Below are 25,640 nucleotides of genomic sequence, written 5' to 3'. Positions count from 1 at the left end.
CTGGTGGAGGGGGCGCCGGAGCTGGCCAGCGACGGGCGCGGGGTCAGCTGGGCGTTCGACGCGGTGGGCGTACCCGGGGGGCACGGGCCGAAGAGATCGGCACGAGGGGGCGGAGACGCGGAAGGGCCGCGCGGCGAACCGCGCGGCCCTTCCGGGCGTACCCGTTAACGGGGCAGCGGGGCGTCGGCCCGGCGCAGCACCGACCAGCCGGCGTCGCGGGCCCGGGCGGCGGCGAGCAGCCCGGCCACGCACGGACCGTTGGTGATCTCCCCGGCCAGCACCATGCCGACCGCCTCGTCCAGGTCGAGCCGGACGATCTGGATGTCGGCCTCCTCGTCACGGCGCTCGTGCCGCGCCTCGGCCGGCACGTCGGCGAGGTCGCGGGCGAGGAAGACCCGGACCACCTCGTCGGAGAAGCCCGGCGAGGTGTGCACGTCGACCAGCAGGTCGAGCGTGCCGGCGGTCAGATCGGCCTCCTCGGCCAGCTCGCGGGCGGCGGCCGCCGGCAGCGGCTCGCCGTCGACGTCCATCAGCCCGGCGGGCAGCTCCCAGAGATGCCGCCCCACCGGCTGCCGGTACTGCCGGACGAGCACCACCTGGCCGGCGTCGTCGAGGGCCACCACGGCGACCGCGCCGACGTGCCGGACGTAGTCCCGCTTCGCGGTGCCGCCGCCGGGCATGGTCACCTCGTCGGTGACCACCGAGAAGATCCGGCCCTGGAAGCGCTCCTGCCGGTCCCGCAGCTCGTAGCGGTGCTCGACGGCGCTCACGAGGCGGACGCCGCCTTCGCCGTGGCGCCGTTGCGGGAGGCCTTCTTCGCCGTCGGCGCCTCCGCCATCGCGTCGATGTCCACCGGCAGCTGGTCGGCCTCTGAGTACGCCACGGCCGCCTTCACGAACGCCGCGAAGAGCGGGTGCGGGCGGGTCGGGCGGCTCTTCACCTCCGGGTGCGCCTGGGTGGCCACGAAGAACGGGTGCAGGCTGCGGTCCAGCTCGATGAACTCGACCAGTCGGCCGTCCGGCGAGGTGCCGGAGACGTGCAGGCCGGCCTTGGTGAGCTGGTCGCGGTAGGCGTTGTTCACCTCGTAGCGGTGCCGGTGCCGCTCGCTGACCTCGGTGCTGCCGTACGCCTCGGCGACGAGCGAGCCCTCGGCCAGCGTCGCCGGGTACGCCCCGAGCCGCATGGTGCCGCCCAGGTCGCCCTTGCCGGCGACGATGTCCTCCTGGTCGGCCATGGTGGCGATGACCGGGTGCTTGGCCTCCTCGTCGAACTCCAGCGAGTTGGCGCCGTCCAGGCCGGCCAGGTGACGGGCCACCTCGATGGTCATGCACTGCAGGCCGAGGCAGAGGCCGAGCAGCGGGATGCCGTTCTCGCGGGCGTACCGGGCGGTGCCGATCTTGCCCTCGATGCCGCGCACCCCGAAGCCGCCCGGGATGACGATGCCGTCCGCGCCGGCCAGGGCCGCCGCGGCGCCGGCCGGGGTGACGCAGTCGTCGCTGGGCACCCAGCGCAGCTGCACCCGGGCCCGGTGGCCGAAGCCGGCGGCCCGGATCGCCTCGCTCACCGACAGGTACGCGTCGGGCAGGTCGACGTACTTGCCGACCACCGCGACGGTCACCGTGTGGTGCGGCTGGTGCACCCGGTCCAGCAGGTCGTCCCAGCTGGCCCAGTCGACGTCGCGGAAGGAGAGGCCGAGCCGACGCACCACGTACGCGTCGAGGCCCTCGCGGTGCAGCACCTTCGGGATGTCGTAGATGCTCGGCGCGTCCGGGGCGGCGACGACCGCCTCCCGGTCCACGTCGCAGTAGAGCGAGAGCTTCTCCTTGAGCTTCTCCGGGATCTCCCGGTCGCAGCGCAGCACGATCGCGTCGGGCTGGATGCCGATGTTGCGCAGCTGGGCCACCGAGTGCTGGGTCGGCTTCGTCTTCAGCTCGCCCGAGGGCGCCAGGTACGGCACCAGCGAGACGTGCAGGTAGAAGCAGTTGTCCCGGCCCAGGTCGTGGCGGACCTGGCGGATCGCCTCCAGGAACGGCAGCGACTCGATGTCGCCGACGGTGCCGCCCACCTCGGTGATCACCACGTCCGGGATCTGGCCGTCGCCGTCCGGGTCGGCCATGCCGAGGATCCGGGACTTGATCTCGTTGGTGATGTGCGGGATCACCTGGACGGTGTCGCCCAGGTACTCGCCGCGCCGCTCCTTGGCGATCACGTCCGAGTAGATCTGGCCGGTGGTGACGTTCGCCTTGCCGGACAGGTCCCGGTCGAGGAAACGCTCGTAGTGCCCGACGTCGAGGTCGGTCTCGGCGCCGTCATCGGTGATGAAGACCTCACCGTGCTGGAACGGGTTCATCGTCCCCGGGTCGACGTTGAGGTACGGGTCGAGCTTCTGCATCACCACGCGCAGCCCACGCGCGGTGAGCAGATTGCCGAGGCTGGAGGCGGTGAGGCCCTTGCCCAGCGAGGAGGCGACGCCCCCGGTGACGAAAATGTGCCTGGTCGTCCGTGCTGAAGGGGCCAAGGCCTGCTCCCGTGTCGTCCGTAGCGGTCGTGCGAACCGCCGTGCCGATCAGCAAAGTGATCACGCGATCCACGGGATTCCACGGTAACACCTCTCCGGCCCGGGGCGGGCGTCGCACCCACCCCGGCCCGCGTCGGAGCCCGCAGCGGGTCAACCCGTCGTGACCTCGGTCGATGTCGGGGTGGCCGACTCCCCGGTCCGCGCGGCGGGCACGCCGGCCCTGCGCGCACCGCCCGCTCCCGCCGCCCGCTCCCCCGCGCCCCGCACACCACCACCGCCGCCGTCGCCGTCGTCGTCGTCGTCCCCACTGTCGGCGGTGCCGGCGGTGTCGTCGTCCCCACTGTCGGCGGTGCCGGCGGTGTCGTCGTCGTCGCCGGCCTCGCTGTCGGCGGTGCCGGCGGTGTCGTCGGTCGCCGTACTCCGGTCGCCGGAGCCGCCCTCGGCCCCGGCCGGGGCCGCGTCGTCGGCCGGTGCCGCGTCCCGGGTGCCCCCGCCGTCGGGCAGCGGGCGGTCGGCGCGCGGGTGCTCGTCGGCCGTGGTGGTGTCGCCCCCGCCCGGTCCGCCGTCCGGCGCGTCCCCGGCGGGCGGGCCGGCCGGCCCGTCGCCGCGCTGCCGGCCGGCGCCCGGCTGGGTGCGGTCGGTGGAGTGGTCGAGCACCCGCAGCGAGGCCAGCGCCGCCATCGGCACCACCAGCGCGGCGGCCGCCCCGGCCACGTCCAGGGCCGAGCCGCCGAGCAGCCCGCCGATCACCGCCGCCACGGCGGTACCGGCCATCGCCGCCCGGATCGCCGGGTAGATGCCGAACAGCCGCATCAGCCCGCCCCAGGGCTGGAGCAGGGCGAACCACACCAGCAGGGCGCCGACCACGGCGAGCAGGGTCAGCGGGCTGTTCACCAGGGTCTCGAAGTTGGCGGTGCTGGAGCGGTGCACCGTCAACCCGCCCGTGCCGTCGCCCAGGGCGGCGAGGAACCGGCCGAGGCTGCCCCGCTCCTCCGCCGGCCGGCGCACGTCCACCACGGCGTACCCGATGGTCAGCGCCAGGCCCGCCATGGCGGCCCAGACCAGCCGGCTGACGGTGAGCCAGCCGCCGGTGGAGATCGCCGCGGCGACCGCCACCCCGGCGGTCAGCGCGACCGCGCCGATCGGGTCCGAGCCGAGGTACGGGCTGCCGACCACCACCGCGGCCGTCCCGCCGACCGTCACCACCACCATCGGCCGCCACGCCCGGCGGAACCGCTGGGCGAGCCAACCGGCGCTGAGCAGCGCGCCGGCGAGGAACACCCCGAGCCCCACCGTGCCGAGCCCGGAGAACCGGCCGCCCTCCAGCGCCGAGTAGCCGACCACGCCGTTGAGCTGCAACCGGGCCCCGCTGAGCACGTCCGCGCCGACCACCAGGGTGGCCAGCCCGGCGACCGCGCCGAGCGGGCCGAGGGTGCGGTCGTGGCCGGGTGCGAAGCGCACCAGGGCGGTGGCCGCGACGATCAGAGCCACGGTCACCAGCGCGAACCACCAGCCGGCGTGGTCCACCCGCCACCAGGGCACCGCGTCGGCGAGCAGCGCGGCCGGCACCGCCAGCGCGACGGCGATGAGCAGCAGCTCCACGGTCGCCACCACCCGGCGGGAGACCGGCGGCGGGCTGTGCGGGCCGGCGAGCCGGCGGGCCCGGCGCAGCAGCGGCAGCACGGTCACGAAGAGCGCCACCTGCGCCAGGGCGAGCAGGGCGAAGAACCAGCCGGCCACCCTCCGCTGGGCGCCGGCCTCCCGGTCGGCGTCCGCCGGGGCGGCGATCGCGGCGGCCAGGTCGTCCGGGCGGCCGTCCACGCGGATGGCCGGGCGGCCGAGGAAGAGCCGCTCGGGCATCGGCCGGCCGAGCGCGGCGAGCGCGGTCGGGGCCAGGTCGACCAGTTGCAGGTAGCCCTCCCGCCCGGTGCTGGCGGACGTGAGCAGGCCGCCCTCCCAGCCGGGGCCGTCGGCGACGGCCACGTGCAGCCGGGACGGCGTCTCGGTGTCGGAGACCCCGGCCACCATCACCAGCGAGCGGGGCGGCCGGGCGGCGAGCACGGTCGCCAGCGCCGCGTCGGCCCGGCGGGCCTCGGCGGCCCGGGTGGCCGGGTCGTCGCCGGCCACCGTGCCCAGGTCGACGATGCTCAGCACGCAGGAGCCGAGCAGGCCGGCGGGGTCGTCGGGCAGCTTCGGCGCGTACCGGTCGACCCGGCCGAAGGGGCGGGCCGCGGCGACGGCGGCGCCGGGGCCGATCGCCACCGAGCAGCGCACCGACTCCGACAGCGAACCGGGCACCGCCCCCCAGGGCAGCCGTTCCTGGTTGTGCAGGACCACGCTCTCCTGGTCGGGCAGGTTCGCGCCGATCCGGTCCGGCTGCTCGATCGTCACGCCGACCGACGGGCAGGCGTCCTGCTGCCGGCTGCCGTTCCAGGCCGCGTAGCTGCCCGCGCCGAGGGTGAGCCAACCGTCGACCGGGCAGGTGGGGCGGTGCGCCGAGCGGGTGGAGAGCGAGCCGATCGAGCCCTGCTCGGCCATCCGCCACAGGGTCGGGGTGGTCTGCGGATCGACGTCGTCCCAGCGCAACCCGGCCACGCCGGCAAGCACCACGAAGTCGGCGGTGCGCCGGGGCGCGCCGGTCTCCGGGCGGGCCGCCAGGGCGGTCACGCCGAGCACCACCACGAGCAGGGTGAGCAGGACCGGGGTGAGTCTGCGCAGCATCAGCGGCGTCCCGTCGATCCGGTGTCCGCGCCGGGCGCGGCCGGCCCGGCGGCGTCCGGACCGAACTCGGCGTAGAGGTCAAGCAACGCGGCGACGGTGTCCTCCTCGACGGGCCAGGTCGCAGCGCGGGCGGCGCCGCGCCGGGCGAGGTCGGCGCGGAGGCTCTCGTCGTCCAGCAGCGCGCGCACCGCCGCGTCGACCGCGTCGACGTCCCCCGCCGGCACCAGCACCGCGGCGTCGCCGACCAGCTCCGGCAGCCCACCCACGGCGGTCGCCACCAGCGGTACGCCGGCCCGCAGCGCCTCCTGCGCGAACAGCTGCCGGGCCTCCCAGTCGCTGGTGACCACCGCCAGGTCCGCGCCGGCGAGCAGGTCCGCCACGTCGGTGCGATGGCCGAGCAGGGTCACCGGCGCCCGGGCGGCGGAGATCCGGGCGGCCAGTTGCAGGTACGCCGGTCCGCTGCCGGCGATCACGACGGCCGGCGGTGGGGTCCGGGCACGCCAGCGGGCCGCGGCGTCGACCAGCACGTCGTACCGCTTCTGCGGGTGCAGCCGGCCGACGGAGAGCACCAGCGGCTGGCCCGGTACGACGCCGAACTCGGCGCGCACGGCGGCGCGCCGGCGGCGCGGGGCGGGCAGGGTGGGTGCGGCGACCGGGGCGAGCCGGGCGTCGGCGGCGCCCAGCGCGGCGGCCCGCTCGACCAGGTCCGCCGAGGCGCCGAGCGCGACCCGGGCGGAGCGGGCCACCACCCGCTCGGCCAGTCGGGAGAGCTGACCGCGCACCCCGCCGGCGAGCACCGCGTTGTGCCAGGTGACCACGACCGGCGCGGCCGGCCGGGCGAGCGTGGCGACCAGACCGGCGCGCAGCCCGTGGGCGTGCACGACCCGTACCGTCTCGGCGGCCAGGGTCCGGCGCAGCGCGGACACGGCCCGCGCGTCGGCCGGGGTGGGGCTGGCCGGGATCTCGACCGGGGCGAAGCGCGCCCCGACGGCGGTGAAGTCCCACTGGTCCTGGGTGGCGGCGGGCCCGCACACCAGCACGGGGACGCCGGCCTCGGTGAGGCCGCGGGCCACCGAGCGGACGTGCTGCCCGACCCCGCCGGTGCTGGAGGCGAGCAGCAGGACGACCGTGCCCTGCGAGCGCGGCGCCGAGGAAGCGTCGGTCATCGGTGCTCACCTTCCGTTCGCGACTGCGGGGCTCGCAGACCCGGCTCACTCCTCGCGCTCACCGCGACATCTTCCGTTCGCGACTGCGGGGCTCGCAGACCCGGCTCACTCCTCGCGCTCACCGGGACACCGTCTCCTTCCCGTCATCCCGTTCCGGACGGCCGCCCTCCTGCGCCTGGTCGGGCCCCGGGCCGCGCCGGCGCGGGCGCAGCCGGCGGCCCACGCCGGCGAGCAGCGGCCGGACGTCCGGCCGGTCGGCCAGGTAGGCCACGCCGAGGAACACCACGCCCACCACGGCTCCGGACAGCATGCCCTGAACGAGTGCCTCCGGTGTCGTCGGGGTGCCGTCGGCGACGTCGGCGAGCCACCGGGCGGTGAGCGCGCCGGCGGGCGCGGCGAGCGTGGCGGCGAGCACACCGGCGGTGGCGGCGCGGCCCGCGCCGGACAGGGCCGCCCGGCCGGCCGAGCGGGCCACCGCGGCCAGCAGCAGGCCGCCGAGGAGCAGCATTCCCAGCGAGTTGGCCAGGGTCACCGCCAGCACCCGGTCGCGCAGCGGCAGCGCCGCCCCCAGCAGCACCGCGGCGGCCGGCACCGACAGCCAGCCGAGCGCGGTGGCCCAGGTCGCCGTCCGGGTCTCGCCCCGGGCGTAGAGGGCGCGGGTGAGCACCGCGAAGAGGCCGTAGCCGAGCAGCCCGGGGGCGAAACCGGCGATCGCGGCGGCGGCGGCCGGCGCGGTCTGCGCCGGGAAGAAGAAGTACCCAATGGGCGTCGCCACGCCGACCAGGGCGGCGGCGCCGAGGCTGCTGAAGATCAGCACGCCGCGCACGGCGGGGGCGAGGGTCCGCCGGTAGGCGTCCTCGTCGGCGGCGGCCCGGGCCGCGGCCAGCGTCGGGTACGCGGCGACCGCCAGCGGCACCGCGAGCACCGCCCAGGGCAGCAGGTAGACGGTCTGGGCGAGGTTGTACACGCCGGGGTTGGTCGCCGCGCCGTAGGTGACCTGGTTGAGGCTGACGATCAGCGCGATCTGCTGGGTGGTGACGGTCACCGCGCCGGCCACCGCCAGCCCGCCGACCCGGGCCCGGGCGTCGGCCGGGAAGCCGTACCCGGGGCGCAGCCGCAGGTCGAGCCGGCGCAGCGGGACCAGCAGCGACAGCGACAGCACCACCACCCCGGCGGTGGTGCCACCGGCCAGGATCAGCTCCCCCGCGCTACTGACCTCGGCGACCGTGGCCAGCCGCCCCTCGACGGCGGTGAAGGCGAGGTAGACCGTGATCACGGTGGCGCTGCTGAGCAGCGGAGCGATCACCGGCCAGGCGAACCGCCGGTGCGCCTGGAGCACACCGGTCAGCACGATGCCGATGCCGTAGAGCGGCAGCTGCGGCGCGAACAGCCGCAGCATCCGCTCGCCGCTGTGCTGCTGGGCCACGCTGAGGCCGTCGCCGAGCAGGCCGACGATCGGCCCGGCGGCCAGCACCACCAGCACCGCGAGGGGCACCAGCAGGGTGACCGTCCAGGTCAGCAGCGCGCCGGTGGTGGCGGCCACCGCCCGCCGGTCGCCGGCCGCGACCGCGCCAGCCAGCAGCGGTACGACCAGGCTGGCCAGCGCCCCGCCGGCGACGATCTCGAAGATGAAGTTGGGTACGGCGTTGGCCACCACGTACGCGCCGCCGAGGTCGGTCGGGGCCAGCGTCCAGGTGAACACGGCGGTACGACCGAAGCCGGCCAGGCGGCTGACCACGGTGAGGACGGCGATGAGGGCGGCCGCTCCGGCCACGCGGCCGGCGCCGGCGAGGGGTGCCGGTCTGGTCACGTCAGCCGGATCGCCGACCCAGGGCGTCGAGTTCGCGCAGGCCGGGGGTGCGCTCGATGACAGCCGTGAAGCTGACCTTCTCGCTGGCCGCGGTGAGCCCGGCGAGCACGGCCAGGATCCCGGCCCGCCCGACCGGCCCGGTCCGGGCCGCCAGCGCCACGCCGAGCACCGCGCCGAGGGCGTTGGCGCCGCTGTCGCCGACCATCACCCGCTCGTCCAGGTCCTCGCCGAGCAATCCGCCGGCCGCGCCGACCGCCCCGGCGGCGATACCGCCGTGCGGGCCCCGGGCCAGCGGGGCGCCGAGCAGCAGACCGGACTTGAGCGCCCGGCCGGGACGCAGGTCGAGCAGGTTGAGCAGGTTGGCGGTGCCGGCCACCACCCCGGCGCCGAGGAGCACGTCGACCGCGCGGGCGAGGGGGCGTTGCCCCGCGCGCCGGGCGGCGACCCGGGGGTCGGCGGCGAGCAGGACGGCCGCGCCGAGCCCGGCGGCGCCCACCCCGAGCACCTTGACCGTGCCGGCGGTGACCCGGCCCTCGCGCAGCGCGGCCAGGTGGCCGGCGAAGCCCTTCGCGGTCTTCTGCTCGGGCCGCCCGCCCACCACGTCGTCGTAGAGCCCGACCGCGCCGGCGCCGAGGCCGGCGACCAGCGCCGCCGCGCCGGCGGGGATGCTGGTGGCGCCGAACGCGCCGGCCCCCGCCGCGCCGACCGCGAGGGCCGGGCCGGCCGCCAGGGTGACGGTACGGCCGCGGAAGTTGGTCCGCTCCAGCGCTGGAGCGGGCGGGGCGGTACTGATCTCGCGCAGCGCGTACCGGACGGTCGCGGCGCCGACGGCGGCGGCCAGCAGCCGCCCCAGCCCGTTCACGCGGCCCTGCCGGATGCGACGCTCGGGTGGACTCCGGTCACCGGGGTACGTCGTTCGCTCACTGGGGCAGTCTAGGCAGCAGGGACGCGGCGTTGTCGCCGACGCCGTACTGGCCGGCCTTCTTTTCGGTGAGCTGCTGCACCAGGGCGAGGCTGGTGACCAGCTGGCCCTGCACGGTGTTGGCGTTGTCGACGGTGGAGATGGTCTGGGCGAGCACCGGGTCGCCCCGGACGATCGCGACCAGGTTGCCGCCGGCCGAGCCGTTGCCGCCGACCACGATCGAGCCGGTCCGGTCGAACTGCTCGGCGACCTTGACCACCGACTCGTCCTTCTTGGCGGAGTCCTTGTCCACGTACGGCTGCCCGCTGACCAGCACGACGGCCTCGGCCGACCCGGTGACCTTCTGCTCGGTGGTCAGGTAGCCGTTGTTGGAGTACGAGTTCAGCACCGCCCGGCGGTCGGCGTCGGTGACCGCGGGGGTGCCCTGGGCCCGGTCGAGCAGCACGCTGGCCAGCAGGGCGCTGGAGGTCTCCACCCCGTTGCCGTTGCCGGGCAGCGCGGAGGCGGGCGCGGTGGGCCGCGCGGCGGTCACCGCCAGCTCCATCAGGTTGGTGTTGTTGTCCGGGTTGATGAACTTGTCCTGCAGGTCCACCCGGCCGGTCACGTCGGCCCCGCCGAGTTCGAGCATCTTCAGCACGCCCTCGGTGTGGTCGCGGCCGGTGGGCAGGCTCAGTACCAGCACCCGCTTGCCGGTGAGCTTGCCCGGCAGGACGACCTGCGCCAGTTGGGCGGCGAAGTCCTCCTCGAGTTCAAGCTCCTTCTGCATGTTGTTGACCGACTGACGCATCTGCTGGTTGTCCTTGCGCAGCGCGTTGACGTTCTCCTTGAGCGAGTCCGCCACGGGGCCGTTGAGGGCGGCCGTGCCGACCACCAGGCCGATGGCCAACGCCAGGAAGACCGCGGTCAGGGACACCACGTGGTACCGGAAGTTGATCACGCTTGCAGCCTCTTGATCGGTCGGGGAGCTAGAAGAGCTGGCCGAGCTGGAACACGAAATTGTCCCACCACTCCGAGACCACGCCCAAATACGCCTTCCCGACGGTGGAGACCGCCACCGCGGAGGCCATCGCGGCGACCGCCGAGAGGACCAGCAGCAGCAGCGACGAACCCGAGATGCTCTGCCGGTAGAGGCGGCTCACGCCCTTGGCGTCGACCAGCTTGCCGCCGACCTTGAGCCGGGTGAGGAAGGTCGAGGCCATGCCGCCGCGACCCTTGTCCAGGAACTCCACCAGCGTGGCGTGGGTGCCGACGGCGACCAGCAGCGAGGCGCCCTTCTCGTCGGCCAGCAGCATCGCGAGGTCCTCGCTGGTGGCGGCGGCGGGGAAGGTGATCGCCGGCACGCCGAGCCCGGTGACCCGGGCCAGGCCGGGCGCCCGCCCGTCCGGGTAGGCGTGCACGATCACCTCGGCGCCGCAGCGCAGCACGTCGTCGGTGACCGAGTCCATGTCGCCGATGATCATGTCGGGGGTGTACCCCGCCTCGACCAGCGCGTCCGCCCCGCCGTCCACGCCGATCAGCACCGGCTTGAACTCCCGGATGTACGGGCGCAGCACGTCCAGGTCGTCCTTGTAGTCGTAGCCGCGGACCACGATCAGGCAGTGCCGGCCCTGGACCTGGGTCTGGATGTCCGGTACGCCCACCCCGTCGAGCAGCAGGTCGCGTTCCTGCCGCAGGTAGTCCATGGTGTTGGCGGCGAACGCCTCGAGCTGGACCGACAGCCCCTCCCGGGCGTCGGCCATCGCCTTGGCGACCGTCTCGGCGTCCTGCAGCTCCCCGTGGGCGACCGGCTCGTCGCCGACGTAGACGGTGTTGCCCTCGATCCGGATCGTGTCGCCCTCGCGGATCCGCTCGAACACCCCCTCGCCCAGGTCGTCCAGGAGCGGGATGCCGGCGCCCACCAGCACCTCGGGGCCGAGGTTGGGGTAACGCCCGGAGACCGACGGCTTGGCGTTGAGCACCGCGGCGACGCCGACGGCGACCAGCGAGTCGGCCGCCACCCGGTCCAGGTCGACGTGGTCGATCACCGCGATGTCACCGGGGCGGAGCCGGCCGACCAGCCGTTTGGTACGACGATCGAGACGTGCGGTGCCGAGGACTGAGCCCGGTTCCGCGTTCCGGGTCCGGCGCAACGTGGGTAGACGCATCGTGACCATCCTGGCATGTGAGGCAGGCTTTTCTGTCGCGACATGCCTGAGCAGGGCCGCCTACCCAGGGAAGCACACCGGAGCGCAGGCCGGTGTGCTTGCGCTCACAATAGCGACGGTCAGGGCCGCCTTTCCTTGGCCGCCACCGCCAGGAGTTCCTCCGCATGCGCGATACCCAGGTCGGAATCCGGCAAACCCGCGAGCATCCGGGCCAGTTCCCGGGCCCGCTCGGTGTCCTCCACCACACGGACCCCGCTGGTGGTCACCGCTCCCCCGGTGTCCTTCGCCACCACCAGGTGCCGGTCGGCGAAGGCGGCCACCTGCGGCAGGTGGGTGACCACCAGCACCTGGTGGCTGCGGGCCAGCCGGGCCAGCCGGCGGCCGATCTCCACCGCCGCCTGGCCGCCGACGCCGGCGTCCACCTCGTCGAAGACCAGCGTGGGCGGGCCGCCGGAGCCGGCGAAGACCACCTCGATGGCGAGCATCACCCGGGACAGCTCGCCGCCGGAGGCGCCGCGCTGCAGCGGCAGCGAGGGCGCGCCCGGGTGGGCCAGCAGCCGCAACTCGACCTCGTCGGCGCCGTCCGGGCCGATGCCGGCCTCGACGCCGTTGACCGTGAGGCTCGGCTCGGCCCGGCCCACCGGCCGGGAGACCACCGCCACGTCGATCCGGGCGTGCGGCATGGCCAGCCCGGCCAGCTCGACGGTGACCTGCTCGGCGAAGCGGGTCGCCGCCTCCTGGCGGGAGGTGGACACCCGGCCGGCCAGCTCGGCCACCTCGCCGGCGAGCCGGGTGGCCTCGCGGTCCAGCTCGTCGAGCAGCTCGTCGGAGTTGTCCAGGTCGGACAGTCGGGTGCCGGCCCGCTCGGCCCAGGCGATGACCCCGTCGACGTCGTCGGCGTACTTGCGGGTCAGCGCGCGCAGCGCGGCCCGCCGTTCGTAGATGAACTGCAACCGGGCCGGGTCCGCGTCCAGCGCCGCCAGGTACGCCGACAGCTCGGCGGAGACGTCGGCGACCAGGGTGGCCGCCTCCTCCAGCCGGACCGCCAGCTCGCCGAGGGCCGGATCGGTGCCGGCCTGCGCCTCGAGGGTGCGCCGGGCGGTGCCCAGCAGCGCCGTGGCGTCGGGCGTCTCGTCGGCGGCCTCCGCGCCACCGGCGACGCACTGGTGGGCGAGCTGGGCCGCGCTGCGCAGCCCCTCGGCGTGCTCCAGCCGCTGCGCCTCGGCCTTCAGCTCGTCGTCCTCGCCGGGCTGCGGGTCGACCCGGGTGATCTCGTCGAGACCCAGCCGCAGCAGGTCGGCCTCCTGGTTGCGGGCGCGGGCGTTGCGCCGCCGGTCGGCCAGGTCGTCCACCACGTGCCGCCACCGGCCGTACGCCTCGCGCAGCGCGTCGAGCAGCTTCTCGTGCTCCGGCCCGGCGAACCGGTCCAGCGCGGCGCGCTGCTCGGCCGGACGCAGCAGGCGCAGCTGGTCGGACTGGCCGTGCACCGCCACCACCTGCTCGCCGACCTCGCCGAGCATCGACACCGGCATGCTCCGCCCGCCCAGGTGGGCCCGGGACCGGCCCTCGACGGTGACCGTGCGGCTCAGCAGCAGCGAGCCGTCCTCGTCGGGCTCGCCGCCGGCGTCGACGATCCGGGCGTGCACCGCGTCGGCGAGCCGGCCACCGAGGCGCAGCCGCCCCTCGACCACCGCCCGGCCCGGCTCGGCCCGGACCCGCCCGGCGTCGGCCCGGCCACCGAAGAGCAGGCCGAGACCGGTCACCACCATCGTCTTGCCGGCACCGGTCTCGCCGGTGATGACGTTCATCCCGCCGGTCAACGGCAGCGTGGTGTCCTCGATGACGCCCAGTCCGGTGATGCGCAGCTCTTCCAGCACAGCAACCGACAGTAGACGCGGCCCCCGACACTTGACCAGCCGGCGACGCCGGTGGGAGTCGTGCGTACAGTTCAGCCCCGTGTTGGACGTGATCGGCCTGACCCCGGACGAGGAGGAGCTGTACCGCCGCCTGGTGCAGCTCACCGTGGCGCGGGTCGACGAGCTGGCCCGGTGGCTGCGCCGCCCGCGCGCCGAGGTCGTCGCCCAGCTCGACGCCCTGCGCGACAAGGGGCTGGTCCTGCCGACCGGTCCCGACCCGGACGGACCGCTGCGGCCGCTGGCCCCCGACGTCGCGCTCGGCGAGGCGTTGCTGCGCCGCCAGGAGGCACTGGAGGCCGCCCGCGTGGCGGTCACCCGGCTCACCGAGGAGTACCGGGCCGGCCTGCGCCGGCACGACGCCGACCACCTGGTGGAGGTGATCACCGGCGCCGGGGTGCTCCGGGAACGGCTGCGCGACGTGCAGAACTCGGCGCGCAGCGAGGTGCTCTGGTTCTGCCGGGCGAACCCGCTGACGATGCCCGGATCGGAGAACGTCGAGGAGTTCGACGCGCTGGCCCGCGGGGTGCGCTACCGGGCCATCTACGAGCGGGCGATGCTCCTCGAACCGGGCGCGCTGGCGGACGTGGAGCAGGGCGTACGCGCCGGCGAGCAGGCCCGGGTGCTGGACCGGCTGCCGGTCCGGCTGGCCATCGTGGACGCCCGGACGGCGATCTGCCCGCTGGTGCCCGACCGGGACATCGGAGAGCCGAGCGCCGCGGTGATCGGCCGCAGCCAACTGCTCGACGCGCTGCTCGCCCTCTTCGAGAGCCACTGGCTGGTGGCCACTCCGCTACGGTCCGCCACCACGCCGGCCGGCGAGGCGGACGGCTACCTGCCGGACGCCGACGAGGTCCGGCTGCTCTCGCTCTTCGTGGCCGGGGTGCCGGACAAGTCCATCGCCTCCCAGCTCGGGGTGAGCCGGCGCACCGTGCAACGCCGGCTCGCCGACCTGATGACGGTCGCCGGGGTGGACACCCGCCCCGGCCTGGCCTACCAGGCCGCCCGGCGCGGCTGGCTCTGACCCTCCGGCCGGCCCCGCCACCGGCCGCCGGCCGGCCCACCACTGACCGCCGGCCGGCCCCGCCACCGGCCGAGCCGCCGCCGGTCCCGCCACCCGAAGGCGGTGCCGACGGCGGCCACTGGCCGCGGCCCGGTCCGGGCGCCCACCGTGTTCTGGCGGCAGCCGGACGGGCCGACGGAGGCGTCCGCGCGGGAGGGGGGGTCGACCCGCGCGGACGCCCGGCTCAGCGCAGCCCGTACGCGTCGATCACGGTCTGGTCGACGACGTTGCCGGCGCTGTCGGCGGCGTGCACCCGCAGCGACACGGCTCCCTTGCCGGCCGGCACCGACGCGGTGTACCGGGTGTCGGTGCCGCGCACCGGCACCGACCGCCAGGTCGCGCCGGAGTCGAACGACACCTCCACCCGCAGGCTGGTGCCCTTCGGGGCCGGTACGCCCGCCGGCTGGCGCAGCGTCAGCTCCAGCTGGTGCGGACGCCCGCCGGCGACCGTGCCGCGCAGGTCGGCCGGCACCCGGTAGTCCACTTGGAGCAGCGGCAGCGGCTGGGCACTGTCCCCGGCCGGGCGGGCCGAGGTGAACTCCCAGGCCGTCTCGGTCCGGGTGGCCCAGCGCCACTCGTCCGACGACCGCCGCGTGGTGACGTCCAGCCGGTAGCGGGCCGAACCCGGGGTGGTCGGAACCGGTGCCCAGCCGCCGGAGAGGTCGGCGATCTGCTGCCCGTCCCGGCTCAGCCGGCGCTCGACGGTGTCCTGCTCCTCGCTGAACCCGGCCGGGCTGTAGTGGCCGTCGGCGTCGACGAACTCGGCCACCCGCAGGTCGAGGTTGTCCCCGGTACGCGTGGGCACCGCCACCCCGGGACCCGCCGGCACGGCCGGCCGAAACACCGGCGCGTGCCAGGTTTCGGTGACCCGGTCGTCGGCGGCGTACTGCCGGGGCTGCTGCGTAGAGCCCCCGCCCAGCCGGCCCCAGGACCAGGGGAGCCGGTGCAGCACCCGCTGCTGCCACCAGTTGTCCCCGGCGCTGACGAATTCCTGCCGCATGGTGCCGGTACGCACCAACCGCTTTTCGTCCATCCAGGAGTACTCCTGCCAGGGCCGCCAGCCGAACCGCTGCTCGCCGGCCCAGTCGAACCCGCCGGTGTCGGCGTAGCGGGCGGTCACCTCGGCGGTGTTGTCCGCGGTCACCTGGTGCACGATGCGGTCCGGGATCCGCCCCTTCGACACCTGCCACACGTCGTACAGGTAGGGGCTGTTCGGGGTCAGCGTCAGGTCCAGCGTCACGCGTCCGGCCTTCGCCGCCGCGATCATCCGCTGCCCGTCGTCGTAGGCGACCACCATCGCCGGGATCGGCAGGCGGTCCCCGTCGGGAGCCCAGACCGTCCACGCGCTCCAATTCGCCGGCCGGACCATGAGCACCATCGCGGCGCCGGCCGCGGCGGCGTCGGCGACCAGCTGGTCCTCCGCAACGTGTTCGGGGTCGCTGGCGACCAGCGCGGCCGCACCTCGGACCCCGGCTCGGGACAGCTCGGCGGGGGTGCCGTCGCCCGCCCACACCAGCGGCAGCTTCCGCCGGCCGTCCGGAGCCGGCGACTGGTGCAGCAGGTTGATGTCCAGCGGACCGGAGACGTTGCTGACCTTGGCGTCCACCAGGGGGGCGACCAGCTGCCACCGCGAGGAGAACTCGAACTCGCCCTGGCGCACCGGCCGGGTCGGGGTGACGTTCACCTGCTGGATCGTGCTGAACTCCATCACGCCGTGGTCGACCTGCCGGCCGTTGCCGAAGATCCGGTGCTCGAAGAAGCTGAGCACCGCCCGCTGCTCGGTCGGCTTCGGCGTCTCGATCCGCACCGGCGTGGCCTTGCGCGGGTCGAGCACCACGGTGAGATCCCGGTCGACCATCAGCTCGGGATCGGTGACCAGGGTGAGCTGCTCGTCCAGCGGTGCGCCGTGATGGATCAGCCCCTCGAGCAGGTACGGGCCCTCCTCGACCTGCACCTGCACCTCGCCGGGGATCCAACCGAGCTGGTCCGACTCGCGGTGTTCGCCGAAGAGGGTGAACACCGTCGCCACGCCGGACTGCCCGGCCATGTCCAGCGCGCGCAGGGTGACGGTGTGGATCGGGCCACTGAGGGTGAGCCCGACGGCCGTACGTACCGCGACACCGTCCGCGCCGGTGGCCACCAGCCACCCTCCGTGCACTCCCCGGTCCAGCTTCGCCGGGTCGGCGTGCAGCGGGACGTTCACACTGCCGCCGGCCGGCACGGTCACCTCCGTGCCGTCGAGCGACACCCCGTCCGGCTCGGCCGCACCGCGGTCCAGGTTGCGGAGCTCCAGGGCCAGCCGCAGGGTCTGCGGGGACGACGTGCCGTTGGTGTACGTAACGGTCCGCTCCACCGCCGCACCGCCGGTGTTCACCCGGCCGAAGTCGGCGGTGGCCGAGCCGTACACCCGCTGGCTCAGCGCGCCGGCCACGTCGACCCGGCCGCCGCCCTGCTCGAAGACGGTCAGCGCGGGGTTCGCCTTCGTCGTGCTGACCAGCGCGTCCTTGAGCTTCCCGGCGGTCCAGTCCGGGTGTTCCTGGGAGAGGATCGCCACCGCGCCGGCGACGTGCGGGGTCGCCATCGACGTCCCGGACGCCCGCGTGTACGCGTCGCCCACCGGCGTACCCATGGTGGTGCCGGCGGCGCGGGCGGCGACGATGCCGACGCCCGGGGCGGTGATCTCCGGCTTCAGGCCGTTGTCGCCGAGCCGGGGGCCGCGGCTGGAGAATTCGGCCAGATTGTCGTCGCGGTCCACCGCGCCGACGGTGAGCGCCGCGGTCGCGGCGCCCGGCGAGCCGACGGTTTGCGCCGCGCCCGAATTGCCGGCGGCGATCACGAAGAGTGTGCCGGTCTCGGCGGTGAGGTCGTTGACCGCCTGGCTCATTGGGTCGGTGCCGTCGGTGGCGCCGCCGCCGAGGCTCATGTTGACGACCTTGGCGCCGGAGTGGGCGGCCCACTCCATGCCCGCGATGATGTCCGAGCCGTAGCCGTTGCCGTGGTCGTCGAGCACCTTGCCGACGAGCAGCCGCGCACCCGGCGCCACGCCCTTGCGCAGCCCGCCGGAGGCGGCGCCGCTGCCGGCGATGGTAGACGCCACGTGGGTACCGTGGCCGTGCCCGTCCTGCGCGCTGCCGGTGCCGCTGAAGTCCTTCGCCTCGACGATCCGCCCGGCCAGGTCGGGGTGGTTCGCGTCGACCCCGGTGTCCAGCACGGCGACCTCGACACCGGCGCCGTCCCGCCCGGCCGCCCAGGCCGCCGGGGCGCCAATCTGCGGCACGCTGTGCTCCAGGTCCGCACGCACCCGCCCGTCCAGCCAGACCCGGTCGATGCCGGCGCCGAGCCGGGCCGGCGCACCGGCCGCGGTACGCGCCTGCGGCGTGCCGCGCAGCGTCGTCCACAGCCCGCCGAGCTCCTTCTTGCCGACCTTCAGCGCGGCGCCGTTGATGCTCTCCAGCGGGCGGGCGGCGGTGGCCCCGGCGAGCGGACGGACCCGTCCGCCGGCCGGCTGCTGGTAGCGCACGATCAGTGGCAACGCGCCCTGAGCGGCGTCGCCGTACCCGTCGGCGACCAGTTCCTGCACGTCGAAAAGGTCGGCGTCGAGCACACCGGCGGAGAGGTACGGCACGACGTCGCTGGGCAGCACCCGCAGCCCACCGTCGGCTTCGATGGTGTGGAAGGTGATCCGGTCCCGGCCGGGGCCGGGGCGGACGGTGGCGGCGACCCGGCCGGGCGCGGCGGGAGACAGCTCCACCTGGTCGCCGGTGATCAGGGTGATGCGGGCGGGCGCGCCGCTCGTGGCGGTCGTGGCCGAACTCGGGCCACTGGGCCGGGCGGGCGGGTCGGCGGACGCCGGTGCGGTGAGTCCGACCACCAACGCGCCGACCGCGCCGGCACTGAGCCAGCGTGGGGATCGGTGCATGCGATGTACTCCTCTACTCCGAGGCCGGCCTCGGGGAGGTCGGCGCTCCGGAGTCTGCGCCGAAGATCATCGCTGGGTCACTAGGGAGGGCGCGCCGTACCGGCGACATGTCGCCAGGTGGACACGGGGCGACGGCGACCGGACGATCGCGTGGCCGGCGCGTGGCCGGCACGGGCCGGCGGGGTACGTGCGCCGCCCGGCCCGGTGGGTGCTCAGCGCCGGCTGCCGCGCCAGCCCTGCACCGGCAGCCCGAACTTGGCCACCAGGCGGTCGGTGAACGGCCGGGCCCGCAGCCGGACGATGCGCACCGGCAGCGCGCCGCGGCGCACCGTCACCCGGGCGCCCGGCGGGAGGTCGAAGACCCGCCGGCCGTCGCAGCAGAGCACCGCGAGGGTGGTGAACGGGTCCACGGTGATCGAGAACGTGGAGGTCGGCGCGGTCACCAGCGGGCGGCTGAACAGCGCGTGCGCGCTGATCGGCACCAGCAGCAGGGCCTCCACCTCCGGCCAGACCACCGGGCCGCCGCCGGAGAACGCGTACGCGGTGGAGCCGGTGGGGGTCGCGCAGACCACCCCGTCGCAGCCGTACCGGGACAGCGGGCGGCCGTCGACGTCGACGAGCAGCTCCAGCATCTGGGCCCGCTCGCCCTTCTCGACGCTGATCTCGTTGAGCGCCCAGGACTCGATGGTCGGCCCGCCGTCGAACTCGGCGGTGACGTCGAGGGTGAGCCGTTCGTCCACGGTGTAGTTGCGCCCGACCACGTCGCGGACCGCCACGTCGAGGTCGTTGATCTCGGCCTCGGCGAGGAAGCCGACCTTGCCGAGGTTGATGCCGAGCAGCGGTGCCTTGGCCGGGCGGGCCAGCTCGGCCGCGCGCAGGAAGGTGCCGTCCCCGCCGAGGGCGAAGACGATCTCGGCGCCCTCGGCCGCCTCCGGCCCGGTCACCGGCACCACGCCGGGCAGGTCGAGGTCGTCGGCCTCCTCGGCCACCACCCGCACCTCGAAGCCGGCGGCGATGAGATCGGCGGCCACGGCCCGGGCGTGTTCGGTGCTGCGCCGCCGCCCGGTGTGCGTCACCAGCAGCGCGGTGCGGCTCACCGCTCCACCCGCCCGTGCCTGCCGCCGGGGCTCACCCCGTCGCTGTCGCCCACCGGATCCGCCTCTCGTCCCCCGCTCGTCGGGTTCCGCTCGTCGCTCACCCTGTCACCTCTCCGGTCCGGTCCGCCGGCAGATCGCCGGCGGTGGCCGGGCCCTCGGGCCCCGCCGCCACCACGGCCCGCACCCGCTCGGGATCGGCCGCCGGGGCGTCCCGGCGTAACCATACGAAGAACTCGACGTTGCCGCTGGGTCCCGGAAGTGGACTGGCCGCCACGTCGGCCAGGCCCAGCCCGAGCCCGGCCGCGGCGGCGGCCACGTCGAGCACCGCCTCGGCCCGCAGCGCCGGGTCGCGGACCACGCCGCCGGCACCCACCCGCTCCTTGCCCACCTCGAACTGCGGCTTGACCATCAACGCCAGGTCGCCGTCGGCGCGGGTGCAGCCGGCCAGCGCCGGCAGCACCAGGCGCAGCGAGATGAACGACAGGTCGGCCACGGTCAGGTCCACCTCGCCGCCGATGACCTCCGGGGTCAGCGTGCGGACGTTGGTGCGCTCGAAGACCTTCACCCGCTCGTCGGTGCGCAGCGGCCAGGCGAGCTGGCCGTACCCGACGTCCACCGCGACGACCTCGGCGGCGTCGGCGCGCAGCAGCACGTCGGTGAAGCCGCCGGTGGAGGCGCCCGCGTCGAGGCAGCGCCGCCCGGCGACGGTCAGCCCGCCCGGTGCGAACGCCGCGAGGGCACCGGCCAGCTTGTGGCCGCCCCGGGAGACGTACTCGGAGCCGGGGTCCTCGCCGGTGACCAGCAGCGGGTCGGCCGGGTCGACCATCGCGGCGGCCTTGCGCGCCGGCACCCCGCGCAGCAGGACCCGGCCGGCCTCGACCAGCGCGGCGGCCTGTTCCCGGGAACGGGCCAGGCCGCGGCGGACGAGTTCGGCGTCGAGGCGGGTACGGCGTGCCATGGGGTGGTTCTCCGGTCGGTTCAGGCCTGATCGATGGTGGCGAGGGTCTCCCGCAGCGTCTGGTACGCCGCCTCGTACTGGGCGATCTGGTCGGCCGGGGGCAGCCCCTCGGCGTTGATCATCGCCTGCACGGCGGCGTCGACGGCCGGGTGGTGGGCCACCTCGACGTCCTCGTACCCGCTCGGCGGCGGCCCCGGCCGGGGCCCGGGCGGCGGACCGGGACGCGCCCCCGGTGGCGGCCCCGGACGCGCGCCGGGCGGCGGCCCCGGACGGAACGGGGCGCTCACCGGGCGCCCCGGCCGGCGGGCGTCATTCCGCGCCGCCGGTGGTGCGCTTGCGCGGGGCGGCCTTCTTCACCGGCCGGGCCGGCGACGTCGCGCCGTCGCCGGTGGTGGTGCTCACCGATGCCGGCGGTTTCTTGGCGATGGCCTTCTTGGCCACGGCCTTCTTCGCCACCGCCTTGGTCGGGACGGGAACCGGCGGGGCGGCGCCCGAGTCGGCCGCCGCGCCACCGCTGGGGCCGGCCGCGTCGCCGGCGGTGGCCGGACCGGCCGCGCCGGTCGGGGCGACACCCGACGGGGTGACGCCGACCGGCGACGTGCCCGGCAGCGGCCCGCCCGGGCCGCCCTTGGCCTCGCGCAACTGCCGCTCCAGCTCGTGCACCCGGCGGGTCAGCTCGGCGACCTCGTCGGCGGTGGCCAGACCGACCGCCCCGAGCGCCCGGTCCACCTCGAAGCGGACCAGCTTGGTCAGCGCCTCACGGTTGGCGGCGCCGGTGGAGACGAGTTCCTCGGCGAGCGCCTGGAGCTGGGCGGCGGTCGCGCCGCCCGTGCCGACCAGCCGCCGCGCGGCGTCCTGGGCCTTCTTCCGGGGCGCCTCCGTCAGGCCCATGGCCAGCTCGAGGTAGGCGCGCCACGCATCCTGCATGCCGGTTTTCCTTCCGCGGGGCGGGGTGTGCGGGTCTCACGCTACCGGGCGCCCCCGAAGGCCCATTGCGGTACGGTGCCGAGGAACGGCGTGGCGGGTGTGAGGAGACGATGTGGCCAGCGTGGACGAGTGCCGGCAGGCGTTGCACGACCTGGCGAGCCGGTTGGAGCGCCACGCCGAGGTGGGCCAGCGCATCGACCTGGACCGCACGCTCGCCTGCCGCGTCACCGACCTGGACACCGCGTTCCACGGCCGGATCACCGGCGGCCGGCTGGTCGACCTGGCCGACGGCGACGACCCCAAGGCCAAGATCGCCCTGATCACCGGCAGCGACGACCTGGTCGCCCTGGTGCACGGTCAGCTCGACGTCACCAAGGCGGTCGCCTCCCGCCGAGTCTCGATCAAGGCGAACCCGTTCGACCTGATGAAGCTCCGCAAGCTGCTCTGACGGCCGGCGCGACGTCCGCCGGCCGTGATGGCCGGGCCGGTCAGGCCGACAGGCCGAGCGCCGCGAGGGCGCGTTGCGCCTCCGGCGTCGCCGGGCGCACGTCCGCGGCGTCCACCGGCGCCGACCAGGCCGCCGCGCAGAGCGCCACGAGGGCGTCCAGCGGCCGTCCCGCGCCGCGCAGCTCCAGGCCGCCGTCGACCCGGGCGGCGGACCAGCCGCCGGCGTCCGGCTCGCCCGGCACCCGGGCCACCGCCGTCGGATCGAAGAGCCCGGCCAGGTTCATCGCCACGTACGTCGGCCGGCGCGACTCGGGCGCCGCCAGCAGTTCGGGTACGTCGCTGACGCCGGTCAGCACCAGCAGGCTGTCCAGCCCGGCACGGCGGGCACCCTCGATGTCGGTGTCGAGGCGGTCGCCGACGACCAGCGTCCGGCCCGCGCCGGCGCGGCGCGCGGCGGTGGCGAACAGGGCCGCCTCGGGCTTGCCGACGACCACGTCCGGTTCCCGGTCGAGGGCGTGCCGCAGCGCGGCCACCAGCGAGCCGTTGCCGGGCAGCGGGCCACGGCCGCTGGGCAGCGTCCGGTCGGTGTTGGTGGCCACCCAGGTCGCCCCGGCACGGATCGCGACCGACGCCTCGGCCAGGTCCGCCCAGCCCACCTGCGGGCCGTACCCCTGGACCACCGCGACCGGCGACTCGTCGGCGCGGGCGACCGGGGTGAGCCCGGCGGCGCGGATCTCGGCGCGCAGCGCCTCCGCGCCGACGACCAGGACCGGCGCCCCGGCGGGGAACCGGTCGCGAAGCAGCTCGGCGGCGGCCGCGGCGGAGGTCAGCACCTCCTGCGGCTCGGCCGGCACGCCCATGCCGGTGAGCAGGTCGGCGACCTCGCTCGACCGGCGCGAGGCGTTGTTGGTCGCGTACGCGACCGCGCGGCCGTCGGCGTGCAGCCGGCCGACCGCCTCGACCGCGCCGGGGATCGGCCGGTCGATCAGGTAGATCACCCCGTCCAGGTCGAACACGACCAGGGTGTACCCGTCAACCAGCCGATCCCCGGCGACCTCGGTCATCGCTGGTCCGACTCCGACCCCCGCCCGGCCGGCTCGTCGCCGGCCGGCGGCACCGCGTCGGTCACGGTCGACTCCGCGTCCGCCGCGCGCGGGTCGGCCGCGACGGCCGTGGCCGCCTCGTCGGTGAGCTCGTCGTCGGTGAGCCCGTCCGCGTCCCGGTCGTCGTCCTGGTCGCGGTCGTCGTCTTCGTCGTCCTCGTCGAAGTCATCGTCCTCGTCGCGGTCGTCTTCCTCGTCTTCTTCGTCGTCGTCCTCGTCGCGGTCGTCGTCCTCGTCGTCGAAGTCGTCGTCCTCGTCGTCGTCCTCTTCGTCGCGACGGTCCTCGTCGGTGAGGTCGCCGGCGGCGGTGAGGTCGACGTCCGGCTGCGCCGGCACCGCGCCGGGCGCGCCCGGACCGGTGGCGATCTCCTCGGCCGGCTCGTCCTCCTCGTCGCCCTCGATCAGCACGCCGTCGAGTTCGAGCAGCCGCTCCGCCGCGTCGGTCTCACCGTCGGTGTCCACGTCGGCGGCGCGGGAGAACCACTCGCGGGCCTCCTCGCGACGGCCGACGGCCAGCAGCGCGTCGGCGTAGGCGTAGCGCAGCCGGGCCGTCCACGGGTCGGTCGAGTCGGTGGTCAGCTCGGGAACCTGGAGCATGGCCACCGCGGCGTCCTTCTGCCCGAGGTCACCCCGGGCACCGGCGGCCACGATCAGCAGCTCGATGGCGACGGCCTGGTCGAGCTTCTCCCGGTCGGCGCCCCGGAACAGGTCGATGGCCCGCTCCGGACGCCCCAGCGCCCGCTCGCAGTCGGCGAGCACCGCCAGGTGACTCTGCAACCCGGTCATCCGGTGGTACGTCCGCAGCTCGGCGATGGCCGTCTGCCACTCCCCGGCGTGGTACGCGGCCAGCCCGACCGCCTCCCGCACCGCGGAGATCCGCGAGGCCAGCCGGCGAGCCGCCATCGCGTGGGCGAGCGCCTCGGCCGGGTCCTCGTCGATCAGCTGACCGGTCGCGACCAGGTGCCGGGCGACGGTCTCCGCCACCGGCTTGTTCAGCGAGAGCAGCTCGGCGCGGACGGCCGTGTCGAGGTCGGTCGCGGAGATCTCGTCCGGCAGCGCCGGCGCGACCGCACGACCACCCTCGACCTCGTCCCGCCGCTCGCGGTCGGGGCCGAAGCCACCCTCGCGACGCCGGTCCTCGGAGCCCCGCTGGTCGTCACGACGCGGCCGGTCACCGTAGCCGCCACGCTCGCCGCCACGCTCGGGCCGCTCGCCACCGCGGTAGCCGCCCTCACGGCGGTCACCGCCGCGGTAGCCGCCCTCACGGCGCTCGCCGCCCCGGTAGCCGCCCTCACGGGGCGCCTCGCCCTCGCGGCGGAAACCACCCTCACGGCGCTCGCCGCCGCGGAAGCCACCCTCACGGCGGTCACCGCCACGGAAGCCACCCTCACGGGGCGCCTCGCCCTCGCGGCGGAAACCACCCTCACGGCGCTCGCCGCCACGGGTGTCGCCCTCACGGCGCTCGCCACCACGGAAACCGCCACCACGGGGCGCCTCGGCGTCCCGGCGGAAGCCACCCTCGCGGCGCTCGCCGCCACGGGTGTCGCCGTCACGGCGGAAACCACCCTCACGACGGTCACGGTCACCGCCGGCGAAGCCGCCCTCACGGCGCTCGCCGCCACGGTAGCCACCGCCGCGTGGCGCCTCGCCGCCGCGCGGCGCCTCGCCGTCGCGGCGGAAACCGCCCTCGCGCGGACCGGAACGGTAGCCGCCCTCACGCCGCTCGCCGTCACGGAAGCCGCCACCACGGGGCGCCTCGCCGTCGCGGCGGAAACCACCCTCACGGCGGTCACCGCCACGCGGCGCCTCGCCGTCGCGGCGGAAGCCGCCCTCGCGACGGTCACCGCCACGGAAGCCACCCTCACGGCGGTCACCGCCACGGAAGCCACCCTCACGGGGCGCCTCGCCCTCGCGGCGGAAACCACCCTCGCGGCGCTCACCGCCCCGGGTGTCGCCGTCGCGGCGGAAGCCGCCCTCACGACGGTCACCGCCGCGGAAACCGCCCTCACGACGGTCACCGCCAGCGAAGCCACCTTCGCGGCGCTCACCACCACGGAAACCGCCACCGCGCGGCGTCTCGCCGTCCCGGCGGAAACCACCCTCGCGGCGCTCGCCGCCCCGCGTGTCACCGTCGCGGCGAGGCGGACCGGAACGGAAACCGCCCTCGCGACGGTCACCGCCAGCGAAGCCACCTTCGCGGCGCTCGCCACCACGGAAACCGCCACCGCGCGGCGCGTCGCCGTCGCGGCGGAAGCCACCCTCACGGCGGTCACCGCCACGGAAGCCACCCTCACGGGGCGCCTCACCGTCGCGGCGGAAGCCACCCTCGCGGCGCTCACCGCCACGCGCGTCGCCGTCGCGGCGGAAGCCACCCTCGCGCGGACCCGAACGGAAACCGCCCTCGCGGCGGTCACCGCCGCGGAAGCCACCACCGCGCGGCGCGTCGCCGTCGCGGCGGAAGCCGCCCTCACGACGGTCACCGCTCGGCGCATCGCCGTCGCGGCGGAAGCCGCCCTCACGACGGTCACCGCTCGGCGCATCGCCGTCGCGGCGGAAGCCACCCTCGCGCGGACCGGAACGGAAACCGCCCTCACGGCGGTCACCGCCGCGGAAGCCACCGCCGTCACGGCCGCCGCGGTCGGCGCCGGAGCCGCCCCGCTGGCCGCCTCGGTCGTCTCGGTCTCCCCGGTACGGGGGACGGTCGTCCCGACGCGGGCCGGCGCCTCGCCCTTCGGGGCGGTCGGCGCGATCCTGGTAACGGCGCGGACGATCTCCGCCCTGCGGTTCTGAACTCACAGGTACATCCTTCCTCATTGCGCCATCAGTGGCGCTACGCAGTCGAGGGCCGACCCGGATGGGGCGGCCCTCGACTGGAAGATTGTCCGGCGGTGTCCTACTCTCCCACACCCTCCCGAGTGCAGTACCATCGGCGC

At 75.6% G+C, this 25,640-nt stretch carries 19 protein-coding genes; 3 read left to right on the top strand and 16 right to left on the bottom strand.

What is annotated here, in order from left to right; genetic code table 11:
- Nucleotides 1-164 precede the first annotated feature (164 nt).
- From M2302_RS31420 to recN, 9 genes are all read right to left on the bottom strand, one after another.
- A complete protein-coding gene (locus M2302_RS31420) occupies nucleotides 165-770 on the bottom strand; it encodes an NUDIX hydrolase (RefSeq protein WP_088962651.1) in 606 nt (201 codons plus the stop codon).
- The gene (locus M2302_RS31415; RefSeq protein ID WP_280841426.1) at nucleotides 767-2,518 is read right to left on the bottom strand and encodes a CTP synthase; all 1,752 of its coding nucleotides are present in this window, start codon (nucleotides 2,516-2,518) and stop codon (nucleotides 767-769) included. The genes M2302_RS31420 and M2302_RS31415 overlap by 4 nt, the downstream gene beginning before the upstream one ends.
- A gap of 150 nt (nucleotides 2,519-2,668) precedes the next feature.
- Nucleotides 2,669-5,239, bottom strand: coding sequence for a hypothetical protein (locus tag M2302_RS31410; protein ID WP_280841425.1), 2,571 nt, complete (start codon nucleotides 5,237-5,239; stop codon nucleotides 2,669-2,671).
- Nucleotides 5,239-6,405, bottom strand: coding sequence for a glycosyltransferase family 4 protein (locus M2302_RS31405; protein WP_280841424.1), 1,167 nt, complete (start codon nucleotides 6,403-6,405; stop codon nucleotides 5,239-5,241). Before M2302_RS31405 ends, M2302_RS31410 begins: the two co-directional genes overlap by 1 nt.
- Before the next feature lie 118 nt (nucleotides 6,406-6,523).
- Entirely contained in the window at nucleotides 6,524-8,215 is a 1,692-nt protein-coding gene (locus M2302_RS31400; RefSeq protein WP_280841423.1) for a lipid II flippase MurJ, read from the bottom strand.
- Between the two features lies 1 nt (nucleotide 8,216).
- The gene (locus M2302_RS31395) at nucleotides 8,217-9,077 is read right to left on the bottom strand and encodes a hypothetical protein (RefSeq protein ID WP_280841422.1); all 861 of its coding nucleotides are present in this window, start codon (nucleotides 9,075-9,077) and stop codon (nucleotides 8,217-8,219) included.
- A gap of 58 nt (nucleotides 9,078-9,135) precedes the next feature.
- A complete protein-coding gene (locus M2302_RS31390; RefSeq protein WP_280841421.1) occupies nucleotides 9,136-10,074 on the bottom strand; it encodes a copper transporter in 939 nt (312 codons plus the stop codon).
- 28 nt (nucleotides 10,075-10,102) lie between these two features.
- Nucleotides 10,103-11,281 carry a putative cytokinetic ring protein SteA gene (steA, locus tag M2302_RS31385; protein ID WP_210779694.1) on the bottom strand — a complete coding sequence of 393 codons (1,179 nt, stop codon included), beginning with the start codon at nucleotides 11,279-11,281 and terminating at the stop codon, nucleotides 10,103-10,105.
- 119 nt (nucleotides 11,282-11,400) lie between these two features.
- On the bottom strand, nucleotides 11,401-13,158 hold the full coding sequence (recN, locus tag M2302_RS31380; RefSeq protein WP_280841420.1) for a DNA repair protein RecN: 1,758 nt from the start codon (nucleotides 13,156-13,158) through the stop codon (nucleotides 11,401-11,403).
- A gap of 79 nt (nucleotides 13,159-13,237) precedes the next feature.
- Here recN and M2302_RS31375 point away from each other — a divergent pair, with 79 nt between their 5' ends.
- On the top strand, nucleotides 13,238-14,218 hold the full coding sequence (locus M2302_RS31375; RefSeq protein ID WP_280841419.1) for a helix-turn-helix domain-containing protein: 981 nt from the start codon (nucleotides 13,238-13,240) through the stop codon (nucleotides 14,216-14,218).
- 223 nt (nucleotides 14,219-14,441) lie between these two features.
- Here M2302_RS31375 and M2302_RS31370 read toward each other — a convergent pair whose 3' ends face one another.
- The 5 genes from M2302_RS31370 to M2302_RS31350 all read right to left on the bottom strand — a co-directional run bounded on the left by M2302_RS31370 (nucleotide 14,442) and on the right by M2302_RS31350 (nucleotide 21,158).
- Nucleotides 14,442-18,176, bottom strand: a complete 3,735-nt coding sequence (locus M2302_RS31370; protein ID WP_280841418.1) for a S8 family peptidase — start codon at nucleotides 18,174-18,176, stop codon at nucleotides 14,442-14,444.
- A gap of 212 nt (nucleotides 18,177-18,388) precedes the next feature.
- Complete coding sequence (locus M2302_RS31365) at nucleotides 18,389-19,273, bottom strand: NAD kinase (RefSeq protein WP_088962661.1); 885 nt, start codon at nucleotides 19,271-19,273, stop codon at nucleotides 18,389-18,391.
- 97 nt (nucleotides 19,274-19,370) lie between these two features.
- On the bottom strand, nucleotides 19,371-20,231 hold the full coding sequence (locus tag M2302_RS31360) for a TlyA family RNA methyltransferase (RefSeq protein ID WP_280841417.1): 861 nt from the start codon (nucleotides 20,229-20,231) through the stop codon (nucleotides 19,371-19,373).
- A 20-nt stretch (nucleotides 20,232-20,251) separates the two neighbouring features.
- On the bottom strand, nucleotides 20,252-20,518 hold the full coding sequence (locus M2302_RS31355) for a hypothetical protein (RefSeq protein WP_280841416.1): 267 nt from the start codon (nucleotides 20,516-20,518) through the stop codon (nucleotides 20,252-20,254).
- A 22-nt stretch (nucleotides 20,519-20,540) separates the two neighbouring features.
- A complete protein-coding gene (locus M2302_RS31350) occupies nucleotides 20,541-21,158 on the bottom strand; it encodes a hypothetical protein (RefSeq protein WP_280841415.1) in 618 nt (205 codons plus the stop codon).
- Between the two features lie 112 nt (nucleotides 21,159-21,270).
- Here M2302_RS31350 and M2302_RS31345 point away from each other — a divergent pair, with 112 nt between their 5' ends.
- Entirely contained in the window at nucleotides 21,271-21,606 is a 336-nt protein-coding gene (locus tag M2302_RS31345) for an SCP2 sterol-binding domain-containing protein (RefSeq protein WP_179804388.1), read from the top strand.
- Between the two features lie 40 nt (nucleotides 21,607-21,646).
- On the opposite strand, the gene M2302_RS31340 is transcribed toward M2302_RS31345, so the two are convergent.
- On the bottom strand, nucleotides 21,647-22,669 hold the full coding sequence (locus M2302_RS31340) for an HAD-IIA family hydrolase (RefSeq protein WP_280841414.1): 1,023 nt from the start codon (nucleotides 22,667-22,669) through the stop codon (nucleotides 21,647-21,649).
- Nucleotides 22,666-23,610: a Replicase polyprotein 1ab gene (locus tag M2302_RS31335; RefSeq protein WP_280841427.1), complete on the bottom strand. Its 945-nt coding sequence runs from the start codon at nucleotides 23,608-23,610 to the stop codon at nucleotides 22,666-22,668. Before M2302_RS31335 ends, M2302_RS31340 begins: the two co-directional genes overlap by 4 nt.
- Nucleotides 23,611-23,613: 3 nt before the next feature.
- Between M2302_RS31335 and M2302_RS31330 the strand changes: the two genes are divergently transcribed.
- Nucleotides 23,614-25,497, top strand: a complete 1,884-nt coding sequence (locus M2302_RS31330; protein WP_280841413.1) for a hypothetical protein — start codon at nucleotides 23,614-23,616, stop codon at nucleotides 25,495-25,497.
- The last annotated feature ends 143 nt before the right edge of the window (nucleotides 25,498-25,640 follow it).

Source organism: Micromonospora sp. A200 (assembly GCF_029893845.1).
Lineage (GTDB): Bacteria > Actinomycetota > Actinomycetes > Mycobacteriales > Micromonosporaceae > Micromonospora > Micromonospora purpureochromogenes.
This window is presented reverse-complemented; position numbering and strand designations above follow the sequence as displayed.